The sequence below is a fragment of the Hydrogenophaga sp. genome, assembly GCF_018780385.1.
Classification (GTDB): Bacteria; Pseudomonadota; Gammaproteobacteria; order Burkholderiales; family Burkholderiaceae_C; genus Hydrogenophaga.
On record NZ_JADMJO010000083.1, the window covers coordinates 1 to 19,714 of the forward strand.

Consider the following 19,714-nt stretch of genomic DNA (forward strand, 5'->3'; position numbering starts at 1 on the left):
CTCAGCTTCGTACTCGTGGCCGATGGGCTTCGCGGTTTGTGTTAACAGGCCCTAGTCTTTCATCGCTCCAGGTCTGCTCGGGTTCAGCTGCGCCATTTCACTGCATGCGGGGCAGTTCGTTTGGTGACAGGCTGCGAATACACGTCTTCCTGTACCCGGTCTTTATGGCATAGCCGTCCCCCGGAACTCCGGCAGTCGAATGTCAGGTGCTGAACGCCTCCGCCCTTTGGGGCATTTAAATCGAACGACTCCACCCAGTCTTGAGTTGCCCCTCAGGATCTCAGGACCCGCTTGGCAGCGGTTGGTAGTTCAATGCAACGGGGGTGTCAGCCGATCTGTTGTTGTGGCCCAGTGGATGGGCGAAATGCTAGCTATTCCGATGCCGCAGTTGGGGGATCACGTCCACACGTTGGAGGCTGCGAATCCTCGGGTGTTGAGGCTGCTGGACAAGGCCGCAGCCGAATGAGCGAGGTTGAGTGGGTGAGGCCTAGTTCGGTGTGGTGACAGACACTGACCCGTGTGGCGGCTGCAGACCTCTTGCCTGGAACCTTGGGCAAAACTCGACAGTCGACCCTGTGGACATTGACGCGCTCTACAACTCCGACAACAACCCCAATGCCAACAATCGCACTCGCGACGCCACTAGCCGGGCCCCTTCCGACAGCGGCCGCTGACGCGTGAGACTCAGTGCAATAGTCCGACGGATGCTTGGACTCTTGACGCAACAGGCGTCGAGCACTCCAGCCTTGACCTCTTGCGCCACAGCAGTGATTGGCAGTAGCGTGAAGGCGTGACCGCTGGCGGCGACATCCTTCATCGCGGTAGCGGTATCCACCTCCATCACGATGTCGAGTTTCACGTCGTGCCGGCGCGAAAGCACGTCGAGCGTAGTGCGCAGGCCATTGGGCACCGCGGGCAGAACGAGCGGAATGCCGGTTAACGCACGGAAAGGAAACGTCTTCGCAGAGAGTTCTTTGCGACCAGCCTTGCCGATCAGAAAAGTCTCAACCTTGCCGAGCACGTCTTCTCCGCGCAGCGCCGAAGTGCCGTAACGGTTGACAACGATCATGTCCAAGCGACCCGACGCCAGTTGCTCGTCGAGCGATCCACTGAAGCCCTCCGTGACGTGCAGCCGTAGCGCCGGAGCTTTCTCTCGCACATCGGCCAGCAGCATCGGAAGTAGTTGACGCGAAAGCGAGGGCAGGACGCCGACATGCACCGTACCAGTCAACACGCCGGCCGCTTCGCTGGCTGCTGCGTCAAGCTGACGCACCTGATCCAGCAGGCGTCTAACTTCAGGGTACATCCGACGTCCGAAGTCGGTCAGCGCCATCCCGCGTCCGGTGCGATCGAACAGCCGTCGCCCCCACTCCGTCTCGAGCAGGGCGATCTGCCGGCTGATCAACGACTGGGCCGTGTCTGAAGTGATCGCCGCACGTGAAAGCGACTGCATGTCGGCCACCAGCAAGAAGGTGCTGAGCTGTTTGAAGTTCATGCTTTCACTTTAATGGAAATCTGACATCGATATTTTCGTCTTTACGGAATGATCAGCGGCGCCTAATCTCACTCTGAAACCAACCAAAAGGAGACAACCTTGAAATTCACGTACTCATCTGCCGCTGCATTGACGGTGGCATGCCTTCTGGCCGCTCCCTCGCTCCAAGCGCAGGAATTGGCCTATCCCGTTAAACCCGTGACGCTTGTCATTCCCTTCCCGGCGGGCGGCCCGACCGACAACATGGCGCGCGTGCTGGCCCAGAAGCTCAGTGACCGGCTCGGCCAGTCGGTGATCGTCGACAACCGCGGCGGTGCGGGCGGCGGCATCGCCGCCGAACTGGTGGCTCGAGCACCAGCGGACGGTCACACGCTCTTCTTCGGAACCACGGGCACGATGGCGATCAATCCGAGCCTCTACAAGAAGCTGCGCTACGACCCGGTGAGAGACTTCGCGCCGGTGAGCCTGATGGCCACCACGATGAATGTTCTGGTCGTGAGCCCGCAGGTGCCTGCCAAGAACCTGTCAGAGCTGATCGCGCTGGCCAAGGCTAAGCCTGACGAACTGACCTATGGTTCTGCCGGCAACGGCAGCTCGAACCACATCTCGGGCGAGTTGTTCCGCAACTCTGCCGCCATCGAGATCAGTCACATTCCCTACAAGGGTTCCGCTCCAGCGCTCGTCGACTTGTTGGGCGGCCGCTTATCGATGATGTTCGACACCGTTGCCCAGCAAACCAAAAACATCGCCGCGGGCAAGGTTGTTGCGCTGGCGGTCACCGGGCCCAACCGCTCCCCGTTATTGCCCACCGTGCCCACCGCCCAGGAAGCGGGCATCAAGGACTTTGACGTGACGATCTGGTTTGGTGTCCTTGCACCTAAAGGCACGCCCGCTCCGGTGATCGACCGCTTGCAGCGCGAGATGGCCGCCGTGATGGCCACTGAGGAAATGAAGAAACGCATGGAGGCCGATGGCGCCGAGGCGCGAACCACTACACCCACCGAATTTGCTGCACTCATCAAGAGTGACACAGCCAAGTGGGCGCCGGTGGTGAAGAACTCGGGCGCCAGCCTCGACTGAACCAAGTAACTGCTATGCCCTCTTTGCTCGATCCTCGCCTGCAGCAGGCCTTTTCGCCCCGGCGCATCGCCGTTGTCGGCGCCACCGAAGACCGCAACAAAGTAGGCGGTCGGCCACTTCATTACCTTCAGCGCTTTGGCTTCCTGGGTGACGTGTACCCGATCAACCCCAAGCGTTCCATCGTACAGGGCCTGGCAGCCTTCCCATCGATTGCGGCACTGCCTGAAACGCCCGATGTGGCGATCGTCGCAGTCGGCCAGGAGTCCGTTGCCGGCGTCATCGACCAGTGCGCAGCGCGCGGGATCGGGGCGGCCATCGTTATGAGTTCAGGCTTTGGCGAAACGGGCAGCGAAGGCATCGCCAGGCAACAGACGCTGATCGCGCAAGTGCGGCGCCAAGGCATTCGTCTTATAGGGCCGAATGCGCAAGGCGTGGCCAATTTCCGTACCGGCGCGGTGATGAACTTCAGCACGATGTTCATGGAGGTCGCGCCGAAGGACGGTCCTGTTGCCATCATTAGCCAGAGCGGCGCCGCCAGCGTCATGCCCTACGCGATGCTGCGCGAGCGCGGCGTGGGCGTGCGCTACCTAGTGGCTTCCGGCAACGACGCCGACGCTTCTGTCTGCGAATTGGCACTTGCAGCAGCGGCCGACCCGGAGATCCGCGTCGTGCTGCTATACATCGAGTCACTGGGCGACCCGGGCATGCTGGTCGAGGTGGCGCGTTTGGCTGCAGCGCGCGGCGCCGCGGTGGTGGCGCTCAAGTCGGGGCGTAGCGTTAATGGTGCGAAAGCCGCCGCATCGCACACGGGCGCCATAGTGAACGACGACGTGGTGGTCGATGCCTTCTTCGAGCGCCATGGCATCTGGCGCGCACGCGACGTCCACGGCTTGGTCAATGCCGTCGAGCTTTACCTCGCAGCGACACCACGGCCCTCTAGGCACCTGGTCGTGATGAGCCACAGCGGAGCCGTCGGTGTGCTGTGCGCAGATGCGGCCGAGTCGCTCGGTTTGCCGCTGGCGGAACTGGGCCAACCGGCCGTAGAAGCTCTAGCCCGAATCATGCCGAGCTTCGCCACGGCACAGAACCCGGTCGACCTCACCGCCTCGCTCATGACAAACGGAGGCATGTACGCCGACACCTTGGACGCACTGGCAGTCGATCCGCAGGCCGACATGTTTCTCATCGGCGTGCCAGTGGCTGGCGAGGGCTACGACGTGCAAGGCATGGCGCACGACACGGCGCATTTCGCCGCCACGCGTGGCAAGCCGACAGCAGTGTCGGCACCGCAGGCCTCGGTTCGGCAGGCCTTCCGTGACGCCGGTGTGCCCGTATTTGGCCACGAGACAGATGCGATCGAAGCCCTGCATCAATGGAGCCGGCACGGATCACTATTGCGACAGGCGGCCGCGCGCACGGCAGCAGAATCAGCGGGACCGCGCGTGCCGCCGTTGCCGGCAGGCACTGCTCCGTTGCTGAGCGAGGTGGATAGCTTGGCGTTGCTGGCCTGTGCCGGAATTCCGACCACGCCTCATCGCCTGTGCCGGAGTGTCGATGACGCCACAGCTGCCTGGCAAGCACTCGGCCCGGAAGTGGTCGTGAAGGCTTGCTCTGCACAGATTCCGCACAAGTCGGAACACGGCTTGGTGATACTCGACGTGCACAGCGCTGCGCAGGTCGCCGACGCTTGGACCACCTGCACCGAGCGCGCGTCTGCAATGGGCATACCGCTCGATGGCGTGATAGTCGCCCAGCGCGTACGCGGCCGCCGCGAGTTCGCGCTCGGCGTGCGGCAGGACTCGCTCTTCGGCACCGTCGTGATGGTGAGCGACGGAGGTAAATACGTCGAGGCACTGCGCGATTTCGCCGTGTTGCTCTACCCCTTCTCCGAAGCCGATGTGATCGCCAAGCTGCGCGCCCTGCGCATCGCACCGATCCTTGCTGGCGTGCGCGGCGAGCCTCCAGTCGATCTCGACGTGGTGGCGAGGACGGCGGTAGCACTCGGCGCGCTGGCAGCCGCGCATCGTCATGCGATTGCGTCGATCGACCTCAATCCTCTAATCGTCGGCGACGCTGGCCAGGGCGGCTGGGCGGTCGACGCGGTGATCGAACGCAGGGGAGGAACTCATGAATCCAAGTGAAGCGGTCCAGGTCGAAATGCAGGACGCAGTGGCCGTTCTGCGGCTCAATCGTCCGAACGTGATGAACGCGGTCGACCATGCGCTGCGCACTGCCCTCAGGGATCGTCTGTATGCGCTTGATGCCGACGCAGCAGTACAGGCCATCGTGCTCACAGGGAGTGGCGAGCGCGCCTTCTGCGGCGGCCAGGATCTAGAAGAAGCGGCCGCCATCGATGTCGGCACGCTCGCCGACTGGCTCAACCAGCAGCATGCGATGTACCAGGCGGTGCGTGATGTGAACAAGCCGATCGTTGCCGCGCTCAATGGCACCGCTGTCGGGGCCGGATTCCAGATGGCGCTGATGTGCGACCTGCGCGTGGCGCACCCCACGTTGCGGATGGGCCAACCTGAGGTCAAGGCTGGGCTCGCGAGTGTTGTCGGTTCGTACCTCATGTCGCTGCAGATCGGCCATTCACTCAACCAGCAACTTTCGCTTACCGGCGAGCTGATCACCGGCGAGCGTGCGTACCAGTTGGGTCTCGTCAACGACCTTGTCTCGCCTGACCAGGTCCTGCCGCGCGCGCTCGAACGGGCGCGCGCTCTAGCCGCACTTCCAGGCGCCGCCTTACGGAGCACCAAGCAGCGCTTTCGCGGACTCACACAGGCCGGCTTCGAGGACGCGTGCAGCGCCGGTATCCGCTACCAGTTGGAGTGCTACTCGACTGGCCAGCCGCAGCGCGTGATGCGCGAGTTCCTGGCTCGGCGCGATACACACAAGATTCCTAATTCAACCAAGGACTGAGCATCAGATGGCGAAACATACCCAGCTTTTCATCGAAGGCGCGATGGTCACCGCTCGCGGCGAACACGACCTGCCCGTCGTCGACAGCTTCACAGAGGAAATCATTGGCAGCTACCGCACCGCGTCGGCGCTCGACGTGGAGGCCGCCGTGGCGGCCGCTCGACGCGCCTTCGACGGCTGGGCGGCAACGCCTGTCGCCGAGCGCGTAGCGGCCGTTCGCCGTGTCGCCGCTAGGCTGCGCGACCAGGCCGATGCCCTGACCACCGCTATCTCTCGCGAAGTTGGCATGCCCCGGAAGCTGGCCGCTCGCATCCAGGTCGGTGCACCGATCGCTGCTTGGGACATGTATGCGGACCTGGCCGAGCAATTCGAATGGGAATCGCGTGTCGGCCATTCGCTGGTGCAGCAGGTGCCCACGGGTGTGATCGCCTGCATCACGCCGTGGAACTACCCTCTACACCAGATCACAGGCAAGGTTGCTCCAGCGCTTCTCGCGGGCTGTACCGTGGTGTTGAAGCCCTCCGAGCTGGCGCCTACGTGTGCTTTCTTGCTGGCCGAAGCCGTGCACCAGGCGGGGCTGCCAGCAGGCGTGTTCAACCTGATTCATGGCTATGGTCCCGAAGTTGGCGAAGCGCTGGTGCGGCACCGCGATGTGGACATGGTCTCCTTTACCGGGTCGACCCGCGCGGGCCGTCGCATCGCGGCATTCGCGGCCGGCGACATCAAGCGAGTTGCGCTCGAGCTCGGTGGGAAATCTGCCGCGCTGGTATTGCCTGGTGCGGACCTCACCGCAGCGGTCAAGGCCACGTTGGCCAGCTGCATGTTGAACTCCGGTCAGACCTGTTCTGCAATGACGCGCCTCTTGTTGCCACGCAGCATGCTGGAGGCCGCCGAAAGCATCGCCTGTGACCTGCTGAAGGGCTACCGGATGGGGGATCCAGCCGACGCTACAACGCGGCTTGGTCCCCTGATCTCGAAGGCGCAGCAGCTGAAGGTGCAGGGCCTGATCGACGATGCCCTAGAAGCCGGCGCGCGGCGAGTGGGAGAGACGGCTACGATGCCTTCGCATGGCTTCTTCGTGCCTTCGACCGTGCTCACTGGCGTAACGTCGGACATGGTTGTGGCGCAGGAAGAGATCTTCGGCCCCGTGTTGGTTTTGATGGGGTACGACGAGGTCGAGGACGGCATCGCACTGGCCAATGGCACCGACTACGGCTTGGCTGGCGCCGTGTGGGGGCGTGCCGTGCCGGAGACGCTATCCGTCGCACGTCGCTTGCGGGCCGGCCAAGTAGATATCAACGGCGCACCCTTCAATCCGATTGCGCCATTCGGCGGATTCAAACAATCAGGCATTGGCCGGGAGAACGGCCGCTTTGGCATCGAGGAGTTTCTTGAGCCAGTGTCCATCCAGTTGCCCAACGCCTTCCCCGAAACCACACTTGCCTGAGAGAAAAGCCATGGCCTACGAACAACTTCTCTACACTGTCGACGGCTCGGTCGCGACGATCACACTCAATCGGCCAGAGCGGATGAACGCGCTCACAAAGGTCCTTGAAGCCGAACTGCGTGCAGCCATCGACCAAGCCACTCGAGAAGTGACCGTACGCGCGATCGTATTGACGGGGGCCGGCCGCGCTTTCTGCGCTGGCATGGACATGGAAGAGCTTGAGGTCCTCCCTCCGGAGGACATTCAGGCAGAGCAATGGATGCGCCCTTACGACATGAACCGGCGCGCGGACTATCAGACGCGCTACTCGTACTTCCCGGCAGCGCCGAAGCCCATCATCAGCGCAATCAATGGCGCGACGGCCGGTCTTGGCCTGGTCATGGCGCTCTACAGCGACTTCCGCATCGCGTCGGAGAAAGCCGTCTTCGCCACAGCCTTTGCCAAGCGTGGGCTCATCGCCGAGCATGGCATAGCCTGGATGCTGCCGCGTATCGTCGGCCATGCGCATGCAACCGACCTGTTGCTCACATCTCGCAAGATCAACGCGAACGAGGCGCTCACCATGGGCCTCATCAATCGCATCGTCCCCGCCGACGATCTGCTCTCTCAGGCACAAGCATTGGCCAACACTCTGTCGACTGACGTCTCACCGCGCTCAGTTCGTGTGATGAAGCGCCAGCTATGGGAAGCGCCCTATCAATCCCTTGGTGAATCCGTGGCACTGGCCAATGCGGAGATGGTCGAGAGCATCCGCAGCGAGGACTTCACCGAAGGCGTTAGGCACTTCGTCGAGCGTCGGCCGGCACAGTTTTCAGGCCGTTGAAAGGGCCCTTCTACATCCCTGTCCGGGGCCTTCTTCGCCTCTCTGGGGGATTTCAGCTGTCGACTCAGCGCACTGTATCAAGCGATTCGGAGACGTCACGATCCTTCTTTAGTGAGGATGCCCACCTGCTGCAGGAGCGACGCGGCTTGCCTGCGCCCTAGCAGCCTCGCCTGCTGTTGGTCGACGCTACGACGGCCGTAGGCTTTGGCGGCACCGTAGGTGTCCTCACCTGGCTCGCGCCTATGCTGTAGCAGTTCTCCGACTGCAGGCCAGCGCCCCGGCTGTGTGATGCTGGGACGAGGACCGCGCCCGAGCTGATGAATGCGCAGAGGATCGTCGAACTCATCAGCGGTATCACCGTGCTACTGAAGCGTTACCGACTGTGCATTGTCACTAGTGCTCTGACGACTCCGGCCCTTGACATTTGCGCGTTTAACCTCGTTAGCGGTGCCTGGGCAGTCGAAGCCGGCAGCATTCGGTCCAGAGTCGCTATCAAAGAACGCACCGCCGCGCAAGTCACACTGACCTAACCGTCCGTATGGCTAGGGAACCTCGTGCCCGTCCGCCTTTGCGCGCTCCGGTACGCCAGATCAACACCAAGGGCGCACAGTGCAGTTCTGACCAAAGGCCCGTCAAGCCGGAGAAAAACTGGCTGGGGACGGAGCAGCTCGATGCTGACGATGACTGCTCGCGGACCTTTGATTCGATCCGGGGCATGACTGGCGGTGCCAGCTCCAATCGGTCCGAGGCGCACCCATTCCTGATATAACGTTTCGACTTCGAAAGGGACTGGAGTATGACGACCTACACCGTTAGCTATGACCTGATTAAACGCAAAGACTATGCATCGCTTTGGGAGGAACTGGAGAGGCTCGGAGCCCATCGGACGCAAGCTTCCTTCTGGCTGGTCAATGTCAACAATGCAGCGAAGGAACTTCACGATCATCTCAAGACGTTTGTCGACGGAGACGACAAGATTTGGGTGTCTGAGTTGACGAAGAACCACTGGTACTCCAACGCCATGGCGGGTACCAACGAGTGGATCAAGAGCAACTCACCCTCGCGGTGACCTGCAGGTCTACCGCCTTTCCATTACGAATTTTCGGCACCGATGGGTACGAGCAATGGCCGCGAGCTGCGGGATGCCATGTTGGTCAATGCTGACGCATGTCGACAAGCTCGTTCATGGCTGCGCAGCCAGCGCCGAAGTAGAAATCCAATGCTGGTCGTAGCGGGACGCTGGGCTTGACCGACTGCTGTACCGGATACGTTCGTGGTTCCAATGTGACAAACGGGTTTCTCTGCGAGGCGGCCCCTCAGAATTCGATACTTGATGGAGGCTGAACGATGTCGGCCGACACTGAGAGGCAGAAACGCCCGAGCTTTTGAAAGTTGCCGTTGGCATGATCCAGTGACGATCGACTGGTCCGCATCTTCACCCGTAGTTCAGGTGTCAAGCATGTCCCACTCGTCACCCAGCACCCAACGCAGCGCCGACAATTTTCCGTTAATCATCCCCCACTCGAAGTCATCGTACGGGCCGAAGTTGCCCTTTCCAAGTTGCTTCTCTGCCGCCCTCGCGGCGCGTCTTGCGCCCTCCCAGATGTCAATCGGGGTGTGGTTCTGGTTGTAGCTGGGGTTCTTTTTGTAGCCCTCTTCCCAATCCTCTCTGCTGACTATCGTGTCCCTACCTTGTTTAACGCGCGAGACCCAGTTCATGTGCCGGTTATGCCAGACCTGGGTCGTCAGGCGGTCAGTCCAATTCAGAATCTCGGTTAGCCCGCGTGGCTGTTGATCCCACTCCAGCTCCCACATCATGTGGGTGACGCGCATCGGATCGATCCGTCGAAGGCAGTCGGCAAGATTGACGAAGTACATCGACTTGATCTTTGAGAAGCTGTTTGCAATGTCGGCGTGCGGCAACTTCTGATTGCCATTCGCGAGGCTGAAGTCGTTCTTGTTGTGCGTGACAAAGGCGAATCGGTTCCCGGCTCCCGCATGAGATCTCAGGTACTCGAAGTAGGTTTCGATCAGAACGGCGTCGGCCATGGAGTTCTTGTTCTCGTGATGGCATGGGGCTTGGCGACTGATTGCCCGGTCCGCTGCCCGAGCCTTGGCTTGATCGGACGGTTCAACGACAGTCGTCTTCTTGAACAGTTCGTCGATTCGAACAAGAGTCGCTTGAGCCGCGCCGCCGATCAGCGGAATGCGGTGGTCCACATCGGCCAGGAAATTGAGGACCTTTTCCTTCTGGCGCTTGTCGCCACCTACCTTCTTGATCGCGTCGCGAACTTGACCGAAGTGGGATGCCAGGCTTTTGGCGCTGGCCTTCGCCACGCGCTCGCGGTTTTTGTGGAACTCATTGACGACGGTGCTCGGCAGCACAAGGGTAGCTTGACCCTCGGCAAGGAACTCGATCAGCACGTCGAGCAGCGAAGATTGCCGCTGGTCGGCCGCGAGATCGAGCCAAACGCTTGTGTCGATGAGTAGGTGAAACATTTTCGATGGAATCGTGCTTCTCAGGCTTGATTGCGAAGGCCGCCGGGTCGCGGGCTAGCAAGCCATCAGCACTGGGAGTATGTCTGAAGTACGTAGATTCCCTTGGGCCGAAAACGCCCGATTGCCAAATGCCAAATGACCGGATTGGAGTGGAGACCGTGAGTTCGTACGTCAACCGCGAGGGGCCGGAGACGCTGCAAATCAGCCCCACAGATTTAGCAAGTCAATGACAGCGAGGGTACGAGTTCCTCACTCGACCATGGAACGGCACAAGGGCAAGGGTCGCTTTCAACGACCTGAGTTGCACTGAGGGGGTGGGCGCGGCACAAGCAAGGCACACATCGGGCACAGGCTTTTTTCAACAGACCAGTCCCGACTATTGGTCCATCAGTGCGATGTGCCGCAATCCGTGGGAGTCAGTTGCAGCGAAAGATGAATGTGTTTCGCACGATGTGTGCAGGCACTTGCTCGGTACGCAAGGCTTGGTGCGGCTGGCGGGGATCGAACCCACGACCCTCGGCTTCGGAGGCCGATACTCTATCCACTGAGCTACAGCCGCATGCTGTTTGGAGACCAAGAGTCTATCTGGTGTGCTTTTGTCCGATGACGACAGCCTTCGGAGGCCAATACTCTATCCACTGAGCTACAGCCGCAACCACCTGAATTCTATCAGGCGAGGGGTATTTGAAAGGCCTGTGCAGAGGGGCTTGGCTATAATCGAAGGCTGTTCCGACCCCTTCCACGCGGGCAAGCTCCGTCGGTTTGTTGACCCGCCTTGCCACCCCTTGAGGACACCATGAGCGACCACGCGCACGAACACCACACCGGCCCGATCAAGACACCTTCGCAGTTGCTGTGGACGTCGTTCTTCGCATTTGTCGCTCCCATTTTCATCATCATCGGCTTGGTCTATTACGTGACCTCGGGCGACAAGCCCGCCATGGGCGCCGGTGACCCCGAACTGGCCATTGCCAAGCGCATCCAGCGTGTGGGCACCGTTGAACTGCGAGATGCCAACCGTCCACTGGCTTCGGGTGAGGCGGTTTACGCCGCCCAGTGCGTGGCCTGCCACGCCGCCGGTGTGGCGGGTGCGCCCAAGTTTGGTGATGCAGCCGCCTGGGCCCCACGCATTGCCTCGGGCTACGAAGCGCTGCTGACATCCGCACTCAAAGGTAAAGGCGCCATGGGCGCACAAGGTGGTGGCGCCTACCGCGACGCGGAGATCGGTCGCGCCGTGGTGCACCTGGCCAATGCCGCTGGTGGCAAATTCGCCGTGCCCGAGGCAGCCCCCGCCGCCGCGCCGGCTGCAGCTCCCGCTGCTGCGGCCCCGGCAGCCACGCCAGCGCCTGTTGCTGTGGTCGCGGCTGCGCCGGTGGCTCCAGCGCCAGCAACCAGCGCCACGGTGGCCGCTGGCGCGGGCGAAGCGCTTTACAAGCAGGCTTGTTCGGTCTGTCACGTGGCCGGTGTGGCTGGTGCGCCCAAATTCGCCGACAAGGCCGCATGGGCTCCCCGCATGGGCCTGGGGCTTGAGGGTCTGACCGCGAGCGTGATCAAGGGCAAAGGCGCGATGCCACCCAAAGGTGGCTCCGCTGCGTCTGACGCCGACATCAAGGCGGCTGTGCAGTACATGCTCGCCGCGGTCAAGTAAGACCGCAACCTCGATGGCAAAAAAGCCGGCTTCAAGCCGGCTTTTTTGTGGGCGTCAGTTGGGGGCTGCGCACGAAACGGCCCCGGGTGGGCAAGTCGGCGGCCAGTACGCCCTGCGGGGACCACAAGCCGGTATCCACATGGTCGGCGGCCTGGACCATGTCGGCGCTGTGCACGAGCCCAATGCCGAGATCGGTCACCAGGTACAGCTTGCCGGCTTCGTCCAACAGACTGGCCTGGACCTGCACCAACACGCCGGTGTGGCTGAGCACGCGTCCATCGGGCTGCAGGCGCCAGATCCACGGTGTGGCCTCCAGCTCGACGTACACGCGCTGCGGACCGTTCTGGAAGTACCACTGCCCATCGTCATCGGGCGCGTAGTTGCGCTGAATGAAGTCGATAAGTTTCTCGTGCTTCAGCAGCGAGCCCTTGCTCGCTGGAAACGGCCCGGCGGCCTGCACGCGGTCGTCGCGCATGTACCAGTTGCCACGCGCATCCAGCCCCAGCCAGCCGAAGCAGTTCGGCACATTGGGCCACTTGGCCATCGCGGCCTTGACGATGTCGTCCATGGGCGTCCGATCAAAGGTGGGCGAGCAGCCAGTGTCCCACGGCTTCGGGCATGGCGCGCACATGGCCGGGCATTCCGAAGGGTCCGTGTGACACCGGGAAGCCCACGTGTCCGCCCTGAGCTGGCTGCCACAGCGTCACACAGCTGCCGGCGTCTTGGACGGTGGGCAATGAGCTCGCGGGCACGAAGGGATCGTTGCGTGCGTTGAGCGCAAGCGCCGGCACGCGGATGCAGTGCAGCACCGGTTTGGCCGAGGCGCGCGACCAGTAGTCGGCGGTATCGCGAAAGCCGTGCAGCGGCGCTGTGAACAGGTTGTCGAACTCGTAGAGGTCGCGCGCGCGCAGCAGGGCCTCGCGATCAAACAGGCCCGGGTGTTGCTCCAGCTTGCTGAGCGCCTTGGGCACCATGGAGCGCATGAACATGCGCGTGTACACCAACCGGTTGAAACCACGCCCGATCGCGTGGCCGCCCGCGGCCAGATCGAGCGGCGAACACACGGACGCGATGGCGCGCACCCGTTGCGCCGCGGCATCGCCCAGTTCACCAGCCCAGCGCATGAGCGCATTGCCACCCAGCGAGACCCCCACGGCCAGCAAGGGGCGTCCTGGGTGCTCGCTCGCGAAGCGGCGCAGGATCCAGTCGATCTCGGCGAAGTCCCCGGAGTGGTAGGCACGCGGTGCGTGGTTGAGTTCGCCCGAGCATCCTCTGAAATGCGGCACCGCGTAGGCCAGGCCGTGGGCGGCCGCGAAGTCGGCGAAGGCCACAGCGTACTGACTGGTGGACGAGCCCTCGAGGCCATGAAACAACACGAGCAAGGGAGCGTCGGGTGCGCTGGGATGCAAGGCCTGGTCGACGTCGACGAAGTCGCCATCGGGCGTGATCCAGCGACTGCGCGCCCACCGGGGCGCGGGGCCGAAATGGCGCCGGCTGACCAACGCGGCCCACATGGTCTGCGCATTGCCACCGGGCAGCCACCACGGCGCAGCGTAGGGGAAGCCGTCGGGGTTCAATGCAGTATGGGCTTGGTGGTGAGGATTTCCGGTGGCTCGGTGCGCATGCCCGGACTGGCGTGGTGCGCCACCATGCGCCAGCCTTGCGCCGTCTTGGCATACACGTTGGTGGCCACGACCCAGGCGTGTTGAAAGCCATCGTCGCTCATCACGGCCACACGCTCGACCACGCTGTGCACACTGCAGGCACCTGCGTCCAGGCGCCGCACTTTGTCGGGTGTGGCCTGCACGCTGCCGTTGGCAAACATGGCTTCGAATGCCGAGCGCACCGCTGCATGGCCGACCAGGCGGGGCCCACCCGGGTGCACGCAGACGATGTCGTCCTCGTCCGCCCAGCAAGCCATGAGGCGTTCGATGTCGGCGTGTTGCAGAGCGTCGTAGAACGCGGCTTCCGTGTCGTCCGGGGAGCCGGGCGGGAGTTTGGGTTTTCGCATGCGCCGTATTTTGACGGCAGCGCCGATCTTGTGCGACCGGGCGCACCGCCAAGTGCCATGCCCCGGGGGTATAGTCCCGCAGATTCAAGGCTCAGCCAGAGCCTCAGCATGAACGGCCCGCCGGCCATTGGAGGTTTTATGCATACATCCTTGCGCTCCCTCACCACTTGGGTTGCCGCCCTGCTGCTGTCGTTCAGCCTCACGGGCTGCGGCTACAACGACTTCCAGCGGCTCGACGAACAGACGCAATCGGCATGGTCCGAGGTGCTCAACCAGTACCAGCGCCGCGCCGACCTGATCCCCAACATCGTGGCCACCGTCAAGGGCGAGGCCAACTTCGAGCAGGAGACGCTCACGCGCGTGATCGAGGCGCGCGCCAAGGCCACCAGCATCCAGGTGACGCCCGAGACACTGAACGACCCTGCCGCCATGCAGCAGTTTCAGGCCGCGCAGGGCGAGCTGGGCAATGCGCTCAGCCGCCTGATGGTGGTGGTGGAGCAGTACCCCAACCTCAAGGCGAACCAGGGCTTCAGCGACCTGCGCGTGCAGCTCGAAGGCACCGAGAACCGCATCACCGTGGCACGCAACCGCTACATCCAGACGGTGCAGGAGTACAACGTGCTCTCGCGCAGCTTCCCCACCAACCTCACCGCCATGGTGTTCGGCTACAAGCCCAAGGCCAGCTTCCAGGTGGCCAACGAAGCGGCCATCTCCGCGCCGCCCACGGTGGACTTCAAGAAACCATGACGCGCTTCTGGGCCCGGTGCCTGCTGGCACTGGGGCTGTGGTGGATGGTGGCCTTCGCGTGGGCCCAGGGCCTGGTGCCCGTGCCCGCGCTGAGTGCGCGTGTGATCGACCAAACTGCCACGCTGGATGCCGCGAGTCTCGCCGCCATCGAGGCCAAGCTGGCCGCGTTCGAGCAATCCAACGGCTCGCAGGTGGTGGTGCTGATGGTGCCGACCACCGCCCCCGAAGACATCGCCGATTTCACCCAGCGCGTGGGCGATGCCTGGAAGATCGGGCGGGCCGACGTGGGGGACGGTGCGCTGTTCGTGATCGCCAAGGACGACCGGCGTTTGCGCATCGCCACGGCCAAGGCGCTCGAAGGAGCGATCCCCGACCTAATGGCGCGCCGCATCCTCGACAGCGCTGTGACGCCCGCGTTTCGCCAGGGCGACTACGCGGGCGGCATCAACGCCGGCATCGACCAGATCCTGGCGCGCATTCGTGGTGAAGAACTGCCCCTGCCCGATGCATCGGCGGCGCAACGCAGGGCGGGCTCCAGCAATTTTGAGTGGATGGATGCGCTGATCTTCCTCGTGTTTGCTGTCCCCATGCTCTCGGGCTTGCTGCGTGGCATGTTCGGCAACAAGCTCGGTACCGTGTTCACCGGGGTGGGCGCGGGTGCGCTGGCCTGGGTGCTCACCACCGTGCTCTGGGTAGCCATCGGCGCCGGCTTGCTTGGCATGCTCGCGGCGCTGTTCATGCAGTTCCTGCCAGCGGCGTCCATGGGCGGCTCGGGCCGAGGGGGCCGCGGCGGGGGCTGGGGTGGTGGTGGGTTCGGCGGAGGTGGTTTTGGTGGCGGCCGCGGTGGTGGCGGGTTCAGCTCGGGCGGTGGCGGCAACTTTGGAGGGGGCGGCGCCTCGGGCGGCTGGTGAGACCCATGAACAAGCTGCTGCGCATCTTCAAGCACCGCTGGATGGACCGCTCGGACACCGTGCGCGCCGTGCCCGACGACATGGCCGGACGGATCGCGCGCCGCGTGGCGGCCAGCGAAGGGCGGCACACCGGCGAGGTCCGCCTGTGTGTCGAAGCGTCGCTGCCGCTGAGCTACCTCTGGCGCATCGGGTCGACCAACCCGCTGCCAGCCGTGGTGCGGGAGCGCGCCCTGACATGGTTCGGGCGCATGCGCATCTGGGACACCGAGCACAACAACGGCGTGCTCATCTATGTGCTGCTGGCCGAGCACGCCATCGAGTTTGTGGCCGACCGTGCGCTCTCGCGCCGCGTGAACCCTGTGGAGTGGCAGGCCATCGTGGATCGGCTCGGCTCGCGCCTGCGCTCGGGGGAATTCGAAGACGGCCTCACGCAGGCGCTGGAAGAAGTGTCTGCCCTGCTGGTAGCGCATTTTCCGGCCGATGCCGGGACGCAGCGCCCCAACGAGCTCCCAGACGCTGTCGTTCGCCAGTAACCAAGCCAGCGGCTCAGCCGCCTTTGCGTTTGTCCAGCGGACTGCGGCTGTTCATCACCACCTGCAGCTCCTGCTGCAAGGCCTTGTTCATCTGGGCAAAGGTCTTGAGCTTGCGGGTGGTTTCGCGCAGGCGGTCGGCCATGCGCTTGGAGATGGCCAGCAACAAACGCGAGCCCAGGCGCGGGTCTTCCTTGAGCAGGCGCATGAGTGCGGTGCGAGACAGCACCGCGGCGGCGATGTTGGTGTTGGCAGTGCAGGTGGCCGAGCGCGGCGCACCATCGAGAACACCCATCTCACCGATCAGGTGACCCGGCCCCATGATGTTGACCACCATGCTTTCGTGCAGGCCAGGCAGCTCGTTCTCCACGGCGATGTCGCCTTCGAGCACCAGCAGCATGTAGTCGGTCTGCCGGACCTCACCCTCCTGGATGATCACCGTACCCGCTTTGATCAGCTTCGGTCGCATGTAGCCCACCACCTTGAGGGCATCGCCCAGCGTGAGGTCGGCCAGGGCCGAGGGAGTGACCAACAACCGCGCGGCAACCTCTTCGGGTGCCAGTTCCGGACTTTGAAAAATCGATGACATCGTCTGCCTTTGTTCGCACTCACATGGTATTCGGTTGCATGTTGCAGCGAACAACAGGCAAAAAAAAGACCGGCCTGCAGCCGATCTTTTCACGCGAAGCAGACCGAGGTCTGCGCGCTCACTTCTTCTGCCGATACTTGCGCAGTGCAGCAATCTGGGCCGCCATGACCGCCAGCTCCGACGTGGCCTTGGCCAGATCGATGTCGCTCTTGGCGTTTTTCAAAGCCTCTTCGGCCTGCTTGCGGGCATCAAGGGCCTTGGCTTCGTCGAGGTCCTTGCCGCGGATCGCGGTGTCGGACAACACGGTGATGTGGTGCGGTTGCACTTCCAGGATGCCACCGGCCACAAACACAAACTCTTCGCCGCCATCGGCTTTTTCGATGCGCACGGCACCGGGCTTGATACGGGTGATGAGCGGAATGTGACCAGGCAGAATGCCCAGCTCGCCCGCTTCACCCGGCAGGGCCACGAACTTGGCTTCGCCGGAAAAGATGGAAGCTTCGGCGCTCACCACATCGACGCGGATGGTGCTCATAGGGTCTCCTTTGGAAGATGGTTGGAAAGCAAGCAGCGGGGTGACTGGCCAGGCGCCGCGGAGCCGTACATCGGTACGGCGAGCACGGCAACAAAGCCAAACGCCCCGGGCGCAGCTTTACGCCATCTTCTTGGCTTTCTCGAAGGCTTCGTCGATCGTGCCGACCATGTAGAACGACTGCTCGGGCAGGTGATCGCACTCGCCAGCGGTGATCATCTTGAAGCCACGGATCGTCTCAGCCAAGGTCACGTACTTGCCGGGCGAGCCAGTGAACACTTCAGCCACGTGGAAAGGCTGCGACAGGAACCGCTGGATCTTGCGGGCGCGGGCCACGGCCAGCTTGTCTTCCGGTGCGAGTTCGTCCATGCCAAGAATGGCGATGATGTCGCGCAGTTCCTTGTAGCGCTGCAAGGTGTTCTGCACGGCGCGGGCGGTTTCGTAGTGCTCCTGGCCCACGACCAGCGGATCCAGCTGGCGGCTGGTGGAATCCAGAGGATCGACCGCGGGGTAGATGCCCAGCGAAGCGATGTCACGGCTCAGCACCACGGTGGAATCCAGGTGGGCGAAAGTGGTGGCAGGCGACGGATCGGTCAAGTCATCGGCCGGCACGTAAACGGCCTGGATGGAGGTGATCGAGCCGACCTTGGTGGAGGTGATGCGCTCTTGCAGACGGCCCATTTCTTCGGCCAGCGTCGGCTGGTAGCCCACGGCGGAAGGCATGCGGCCCAGCAGAGCGGACACTTCGGTACCGGCCAGCGTGTAGCGGTAGATGTTGTCCACGAAGAACAGCACGTCACGGCCTTCGTCGCGGAACGACTCGGCGATGGTCAGGCCGGTCAGCGCGACGCGCAGACGGTTGCCCGGGGGTTCGTTCATCTGACCGTAGACCATGGCCACTTTGGACTCGCCCAGGTTCTCCAGATTCACGACGCCGGAGTCGGCCATCTCATGATAGAAGTCGTTGCCTTCACGGGTGCGCTCACCCACACCGGCGAACACCGACAGACCGCTGTGGGCCTTGGCGATGTTGTTGATGAGTTCCATCATGTTCACGGTCTTGCCCACGCCGGCACCACCGAACAGACCCACCTTGCCGCCCTTGGCGAACGGACAGATCAGGTCGATCACCTTGATGCCGGTTTCCAGCAGCTCTTGCGAAGGCGACAGCTCGTCATAGGCCGGGGCCTTGCGGTGGATGGAGGCGGTCAACCTCTGGTCAACCGGGCCGCGCTCGTCGATGGGCGCACCGAGCACGTCCATGATGCGGCCCAGCGTGGCTTTGCCCACTGGCACCATGATCGGCTGGGCGGTGTTGGTCACCACCATGCCGCGGCGCAGGCCGTCGGATGAGCCCAGCGCGATGGTGCGGACCACGCCGTCACCGAGCTGCTGCTGGACTTCCAGCGTCAAGGCAGAGCCTTCCATTTTCAGGGCGTCGTACACGCGGGGCATCTGGTTGCGTGGGAATTCCACGTCCACGACGGCGCCGATGCACTGAACGATCTTGCCCTGAACACCGGTGTTCATTTGTGCGGTAGCTTGAGACATGATGGGTACCTTTTCGTTTCTCGGATTCTGTTGAGCAGCTGCTTCAGACCGCTGCGGCGCCGGCGACGATTTCCGAAAGCTCTTTCGTGATCGCAGCCTGGCGCGTCTTGTTGTAGACCAGCTTGAGTTCGCTGATGACGCTGCCGGCGTTGTCGGTGGCAGCCTTCATGGCCACCATGCGCGCGGACTGCTCGGACGCCATGTTTTCAGCCACGGCCTGGTAGACCTGGGCTTCCACGTAGCGCAGCAGCAGCTCATCAATGACGGACGGTGCATCGGGTTCGTAGATGTAGTCCCAGTCGCGGCCACCGGCACCGTTGTGCAGCGTGTCCGCGTTCAGTGGCAGCAGCTGCTCAACCACCGACTCCTGCTTCATCGTGTTGATGAACTTGGTGTAGCAGACGTAGACCGCGTTGACGCGACCTTCGGTGTACGCATCCAGCAGTGTCTTGACCGGGCCGATCAACTTCTCCAGGTGCGGGGTGTCGCCCAGACTGGTCACGCTGGACACCACCTTGGCGCCAATGCGGTTCATGAATGCCAGACCCTTGTTGCCGATGGCGACCACTTCGGCGGTCTGTCCTCGGGCTTGCAGGTCCTTGAGCTGGAGCGTCACCGCACGCAGCACGTTGGTGTTCAAACCGCCACACAGACCCTTGTCGGTCGTCACCACCACGAAACCGGCGACCTTGGAGTCGTTGGTCTGCATGAAGGGGTGCGTGTACTCGGGGTTGGCTCGGCTCAGGTTGCCGGTGATCTGGCGCACTTTCTCCGCGTAAGGCCGGGCCGCACGCATGCGTTCCTGCGCCTTGCGCATCTTGGAGGCGGCGACCATTTCCATGGCTTTGGTGATCTTCTTGGTGTTCTCCACCGATTTGATCTTGCCGCGTATTTCCTTGCCTGCTGCCATTGTGTTTCCTCTAAGAAGT

19 protein-coding genes and 1 tRNA gene are annotated in these 19,714 nt (G+C 62.9%); 10 read left to right on the forward strand and 10 right to left on the reverse strand.

Translation table 11 applies throughout. The features are described from left to right. Nucleotides 1–592 precede the first annotated feature (592 nt). The gene (locus IV113_RS20300) at nt 593–1,495 is read right to left on the reverse strand and encodes a LysR substrate-binding domain-containing protein (protein WP_291088753.1); all 903 of its coding nucleotides are present in this window, start codon (nt 1,493–1,495) and stop codon (nt 593–595) included. 99 nt (nt 1,496–1,594) lie between these two features. On the opposite strand from IV113_RS20300, the gene IV113_RS20305 reads away from it, so the two are divergent. The 6 genes from IV113_RS20305 (at nt 1,595) to cas2 (ending at nt 8,836) form a co-directional block, all read left to right on the forward strand. Then, nucleotides 1,595–2,575, forward strand: coding sequence for a tripartite tricarboxylate transporter substrate binding protein (locus IV113_RS20305; protein WP_291088755.1), 981 nt, complete (start codon nt 1,595–1,597; stop codon nt 2,573–2,575). 14 nt (nt 2,576–2,589) lie between these two features. Beyond that, on the forward strand, nt 2,590–4,716 hold the full coding sequence (locus tag IV113_RS20310; protein ID WP_291088757.1) for an acetate--CoA ligase family protein: 2,127 nt from the start codon (nt 2,590–2,592) through the stop codon (nt 4,714–4,716). Next, nucleotides 4,703–5,497, forward strand: coding sequence for an enoyl-CoA hydratase/isomerase family protein (locus IV113_RS20315; protein WP_291088759.1), 795 nt, complete (start codon nt 4,703–4,705; stop codon nt 5,495–5,497). The genes IV113_RS20310 and IV113_RS20315 overlap by 14 nt, the downstream gene beginning before the upstream one ends. A 7-nt stretch (nt 5,498–5,504) precedes the next feature. Then, entirely contained in the window at nt 5,505–6,944 is a 1,440-nt protein-coding gene (locus tag IV113_RS20320) for an aldehyde dehydrogenase family protein (protein ID WP_291088761.1), read from the forward strand. Nucleotides 6,945–6,954: 10 nt separating this feature from the next. Next, entirely contained in the window at nt 6,955–7,767 is an 813-nt protein-coding gene (locus tag IV113_RS20325; protein WP_291088763.1) for an enoyl-CoA hydratase, read from the forward strand. 796 nt (nt 7,768–8,563) lie between these two features. Next, nucleotides 8,564–8,836 (forward strand): CRISPR-associated endonuclease Cas2, encoded by a 273-nt coding sequence (cas2, locus tag IV113_RS20330; RefSeq protein WP_291088765.1) that lies wholly within the window; start codon nt 8,564–8,566, stop codon nt 8,834–8,836. Nucleotides 8,837–9,213: 377 nt separating this feature from the next. Here the strand turns inward: cas2 and IV113_RS20335 are convergent, their stop codons facing one another. Together IV113_RS20335 and IV113_RS20340 are read right to left on the reverse strand one after the other, a co-directional pair. Next, nucleotides 9,214–10,266: a PIN domain-containing protein gene (locus IV113_RS20335; RefSeq protein WP_291088767.1), complete on the reverse strand. Its 1,053-nt coding sequence runs from the start codon at nt 10,264–10,266 to the stop codon at nt 9,214–9,216. Nucleotides 10,267–10,749: 483 nt separating this feature from the next. After that, a tRNA-Arg gene (locus IV113_RS20340) sits at nt 10,750–10,825 on the reverse strand. 237 nt (nt 10,826–11,062) lie between these two features. On the opposite strand from IV113_RS20340, the gene IV113_RS20345 reads away from it, so the two are divergent. Next, the gene (locus IV113_RS20345; RefSeq protein WP_291088769.1) at nt 11,063–11,914 is read left to right on the forward strand and encodes a c-type cytochrome; all 852 of its coding nucleotides are present in this window, start codon (nt 11,063–11,065) and stop codon (nt 11,912–11,914) included. Between the two features lie 31 nt (nt 11,915–11,945). Here IV113_RS20345 and IV113_RS20350 read toward each other — a convergent pair whose 3' ends face one another. From IV113_RS20350 to IV113_RS20360, 3 genes are read right to left on the reverse strand one after another with little or no spacing between them, the layout of a single operon-like run. Beyond that, nucleotides 11,946–12,482: a DUF2946 family protein gene (locus tag IV113_RS20350; RefSeq protein ID WP_291088772.1), complete on the reverse strand. Its 537-nt coding sequence runs from the start codon at nt 12,480–12,482 to the stop codon at nt 11,946–11,948. A gap of 10 nt (nt 12,483–12,492) precedes the next feature. Continuing rightward, nucleotides 12,493–13,428, reverse strand: a complete 936-nt coding sequence (locus IV113_RS20355; RefSeq protein WP_291088848.1) for an alpha/beta fold hydrolase — start codon at nt 13,426–13,428, stop codon at nt 12,493–12,495. A gap of 59 nt (nt 13,429–13,487) precedes the next feature. Continuing rightward, on the reverse strand, nt 13,488–13,925 hold the full coding sequence (locus IV113_RS20360) for a nuclear transport factor 2 family protein (protein ID WP_291088773.1): 438 nt from the start codon (nt 13,923–13,925) through the stop codon (nt 13,488–13,490). A 138-nt stretch (nt 13,926–14,063) separates the two neighbouring features. On the opposite strand from IV113_RS20360, the gene IV113_RS20365 reads away from it, so the two are divergent. Genes IV113_RS20365 through IV113_RS20375 form a run of 3 tightly spaced genes read left to right on the forward strand, consistent with a single transcriptional unit; the run spans nt 14,064 to nt 16,116 of the window. Then, nucleotides 14,064–14,672 carry a LemA family protein gene (locus IV113_RS20365; protein WP_291088775.1) on the forward strand — a complete coding sequence of 203 codons (609 nt, stop codon included), beginning with the start codon at nt 14,064–14,066 and terminating at the stop codon, nt 14,670–14,672. Then, the gene (locus tag IV113_RS20370; protein ID WP_291088777.1) at nt 14,669–15,583 is read left to right on the forward strand and encodes a TPM domain-containing protein; all 915 of its coding nucleotides are present in this window, start codon (nt 14,669–14,671) and stop codon (nt 15,581–15,583) included. The genes IV113_RS20365 and IV113_RS20370 overlap by 4 nt, the downstream gene beginning before the upstream one ends. Before the next feature lie 5 nt (nt 15,584–15,588). After that, a complete protein-coding gene (locus IV113_RS20375; RefSeq protein WP_291088779.1) occupies nt 15,589–16,116 on the forward strand; it encodes a TPM domain-containing protein in 528 nt (175 codons plus the stop codon). 13 nt (nt 16,117–16,129) lie between these two features. On the opposite strand, the gene IV113_RS20380 is transcribed toward IV113_RS20375, so the two are convergent. The 4 genes from IV113_RS20380 to atpG form a co-directional block, all read right to left on the reverse strand. Further along, the gene (locus IV113_RS20380; RefSeq protein ID WP_291088781.1) at nt 16,130–16,702 is read right to left on the reverse strand and encodes a cyclic nucleotide-binding domain-containing protein; all 573 of its coding nucleotides are present in this window, start codon (nt 16,700–16,702) and stop codon (nt 16,130–16,132) included. 118 nt (nt 16,703–16,820) lie between these two features. Further along, nucleotides 16,821–17,237 (reverse strand): F0F1 ATP synthase subunit epsilon, encoded by a 417-nt coding sequence (locus IV113_RS20385; protein WP_056266665.1) that lies wholly within the window; start codon nt 17,235–17,237, stop codon nt 16,821–16,823. A 117-nt stretch (nt 17,238–17,354) separates the two neighbouring features. Further along, nucleotides 17,355–18,785 (reverse strand): F0F1 ATP synthase subunit beta, encoded by a 1,431-nt coding sequence (gene atpD, locus IV113_RS20390; RefSeq protein WP_291088784.1) that lies wholly within the window; start codon nt 18,783–18,785, stop codon nt 17,355–17,357. Between the two features lie 43 nt (nt 18,786–18,828). Beyond that, entirely contained in the window at nt 18,829–19,695 is an 867-nt protein-coding gene (gene atpG, locus IV113_RS20395) for a F0F1 ATP synthase subunit gamma (protein ID WP_291088786.1), read from the reverse strand. Between the last annotated feature and the right edge of the window lie 19 nt (nt 19,696–19,714).